This is a genomic window from Streptomyces sp. NPDC051104 (assembly GCF_040682835.1).
Taxonomy (GTDB): Bacteria; Actinomycetota; Actinomycetes; order Streptomycetales; family Streptomycetaceae; genus Streptomyces; species Streptomyces cynarae.
Map to the genome: position 1 here is coordinate 1 of NZ_JBFBBS010000106.1, position 3,147 is coordinate 3,147.

Below are 3,147 nucleotides of genomic sequence, written 5' to 3' on the forward strand. Positions count from 1 at the left end.
AGAGCCTCGGTTGGAAGACACCCGCCGAAGCTCTCAACGACCATCTACTATCGATCACATAAGCCGGTGTTGCATCCACTGGTTGAACCCGGTCAATACCGAGCTCTGCGCTACACCGAACGTCTCGAACTTGAGGCCGCCGTGGCCTCGGTCGGCTCCAAGGGCGACTCGTACGACAACGCCCTGGCCGAGGCGTTCAACAGCCTGTTCAAGGCCGAGCTGATCCGCAACAAGGGACCCTGGACCGGCATCAACGACGTCGAGGTCGCGGTCGCCGAGTACATCGACTGGTTCAACCAGCGCCGCCTCCACGGCGAACTCGGCCACATCACCCGAGCCGAACAAGAGGCCGCCCACTACCTCGCGGCCGAACCTCCTGCGTCACTCCAGAAAGCCAGCTAACTCAGTCTCCACGAAACCCAGGGCTTGACAAGTCGTTCCGCCGACCTAGGCTTTTCGCCATCGGCAGTGGCCATGCGGGATCGATGCGCGTCGAGTGGTGCATGATCGGGTGCTGGGGGCGGACCAGGGCGGGGGGCGTGGTGTGAGTGTCATGGGTGTGTGGGTCGTCGGGGCGGTGCCTGACGAGCGGATAAAGAATCTACTGTCCGCCGCGGTTCAGACCTCGCCGTCGCCACCGACGTCAACGCACGCTGATGTGACTAGAGGGTTGGCTTGGTGGCGGAGCAAGGCACGGGCGTCTCTGTTCACCTCGTCCAAGACAACTGCTGACAGTTGGGTGGCAGACGAGGACGCCTTCCGGCTGAGCGCATTCTTCGACAGCTGCTATGACGACTCCGATCCGGTGGAGGCGCTACGCGACGCCGTCATGGACCAGTTCCCGCCCGAGGGAGACGAGGGCCTGTTCGCGGCCGTGGCACGCAAGGCCAGCCCGTTCTCGGCCTTGGCGTACGCGCTCGGTCCCGATGCGGTGTTGCGACTACCGGGCTGGTTTGGGGACTTCCTACTCGACGCCGCACAGGTCCGCGCCCAACTCCCCGCGGCGGAGGAAGCCCTCACCTTGACCGGAACCCAGCGGCGGGACGCGGTCGAGCGAATCCATGCCTGGATGACCGGCTTGGGCGACGATCCGGACCATGACGTCGATGAACTCCTTGACGGCCCACTACGCGTTCTCCGCCATGCTGCCCGTATCGGGCAGGGTGCGGCTGGCCAGGTCCGCTGGTACTGACGCAGTGGAACGCTCCTTGAACCACGGGGGAATCCTGTAAGGCACCGCAGGTCAGCGGCTTCTCAGGCCAGGCGCCATCCGCGTAGCGATCTTCCAAACTGGTGCTCCAGGACCCCCACACGGCGGCGCTTGACTGGTCCATTGAAACTCCAGCCCAAAGCCGCTCCACCGACCTATACGCCGGCAGCGAGGTCTCATGACTGCGATCGATGAACAGATAGAGCAGGTGGAACGCCGTTTTGGCGTGCAGCTGCCGGAGGACTACCGGCTCTTCCTCAGGTCGCAAACCAGCATGAGCCAGTTCGTGCCACCGGCCGACGACTACCTCATGCTGGACTCCGCTGACGAGCTGATCGACATCAATGAGGCCGGGGAGTTCCAGGAACGATTCCCCGGCAGCCTGGTCATCGGTGGCGACGGTGCCCGCGAACTGCTGACCTACGACTTCCGGCAAAGCCCGCCCCCGCTTGTTCTGCTGGACACAGCTGCCAGCGACTGGTCAGCGGCCGTCCCACAGGCACCGTCCCTGACCGTCTTCCTGGACCAGTTCCCCGAGACCGGGTGGATCTGGGGCGACGAGGACTGAACCACTTCGCGGCCAACAGCGCCCGCGCGGTACAGCAGTGAAGTACAGCAACCAAGTAAACCGGCGATGACCGTCAGCGCACCTGGCCATCCAGATGACCGGGCGAGGAGACGTCAGCGACCGCGACGCCGGTAGTTCGCATCGAGGGGCCGGACACGGTCCCCGGATCGTGCCACTCTCGTGCCAGAACGGAGGGGGACTCACGGGGAACCCCAGTGCGCAGGGCGGCTCGGCCAGACTTCACCGCAAGGTCGGGAATCCGCAGGTCACACCCATGATCGCCCAACCTCACTCCTAAAGCGGTGATTGCTCGACCCAGCGCTGCAGGCGGGCGCAGGCCACCAGTGCGCTGCCGTCTTCGGTGAAGTAACACAGGAAGGTCCATTTCTGATCGACAGAATTGATCAGCCCTCCGCACACCGGCCGGCCATGCTCGCGGAGGAGCTGCACCATTCGTTCCAGCCCAAGAGGTTCGACTCCGCGCAGCCGCATGCGCCGAAGTCGGCGTGCAAAGACCCCGGCATGCTGCTCTGCGGGATGCGTCGTATCCCACACGCTGTAGGTGGCGCCGCTGCGGAGGGCGGCCAGAGCAGCCGCGGACGCCTCGTCGTCACCAGACAACAGCTTTTCCAGCACATGCCGTTCCATGGTCACCCCCACCAGGATCCTGCGGTACAGCAGCCGGGTACCGCAACAACCCCAGCAATCGCCCGCGCCCGGTAGCGTCCCTCCGGGCCCTGGTATCTGAGTTCCACAGTTAGCGGTGTCGACTAGGGAACGAAAACGTGGGTTGACCTGCGGAAACGCCTGTGAGCACGCCGAGATGGCGTGTCACTAGGCGGGGGGATAGTGCCTGGTCAGCGGCCTGCGGTCAGATCGATGATCTTCTTGGGCGGGGTGACGTTCAGGGCGGTGAAGATGTCGCGCTGGGGCTTGGTCAGGTCGGTGGACTGGCGGAAGGTGCCGGCCGGGCCGGTGTAGGTGACCGCGTGCAGGCGCTGGAGTTCGGCGCGCAGGCGGTTCCAGGTCTGGCCGGTGGAGGTCTCGGCGACGCGGATCAACAGCAGGGCGAGCCAGCACAGCAGGACGTGGGCGCGGATGCGGTCCTCGCGGCGGTGGTAAACGGGGCGGAGATCGAGAATTTGCTTCATATCGCGCCAGCCGCGCTCGACTTCCAGGAGCTGTTTGTAACCCAGCGCGATGTCCTCGGCCGACAGTTTCGGATCCGAGGAGCGCAGGAGGTACTTCCCGTCGAGGTTGGCCTCGGAGGCGATCTTCTTCTTGTCCACCCGCAGCAGCCCGCTCGGGGTGGTGCGCAAGAACCGTTTCAGGCCGGGCTTGGTGGACAACACCCCAGCCAGCTTGTCGC

Annotated in this window: 4 protein-coding genes and 1 pseudogene; 3 read left to right on the forward strand and 2 right to left on the reverse strand. The window is 64.9% G+C overall.

Features of this window, described 5'->3' with window-relative positions; all coding sequences use genetic code 11:
* The first annotated feature begins 66 nt into the window (after positions 1 to 66).
* From AB0N14_RS39665 to AB0N14_RS39675, 3 genes are all read left to right on the forward strand, one after another.
* On the forward strand, positions 67 to 402 hold the full coding sequence (locus AB0N14_RS39665) for an integrase core domain-containing protein (RefSeq protein WP_366030546.1): 336 nt from the start codon (positions 67 to 69) through the stop codon (positions 400 to 402).
* 337 nt (positions 403 to 739) lie between these two features.
* Positions 740 to 1,192, forward strand: coding sequence for a hypothetical protein (locus AB0N14_RS39670; RefSeq protein ID WP_366030547.1), 453 nt, complete (start codon positions 740 to 742; stop codon positions 1,190 to 1,192).
* Positions 1,193 to 1,388: 196 nt separating this feature from the next.
* Positions 1,389 to 1,778: an SMI1/KNR4 family protein gene (locus tag AB0N14_RS39675; protein ID WP_366030549.1), complete on the forward strand. Its 390-nt coding sequence runs from the start codon at positions 1,389 to 1,391 to the stop codon at positions 1,776 to 1,778.
* Between the two features lie 294 nt (positions 1,779 to 2,072).
* On the opposite strand, the gene AB0N14_RS39680 is transcribed toward AB0N14_RS39675, so the two are convergent.
* Entirely contained in the window at positions 2,073 to 2,426 is a 354-nt protein-coding gene (locus AB0N14_RS39680) for a hypothetical protein (RefSeq protein ID WP_366030550.1), read from the reverse strand.
* Positions 2,427 to 2,635: 209 nt separating this feature from the next.
* Positions 2,636 to 3,147, reverse strand: a pseudogene (locus AB0N14_RS39685) (transposase); the annotation flags it as partial.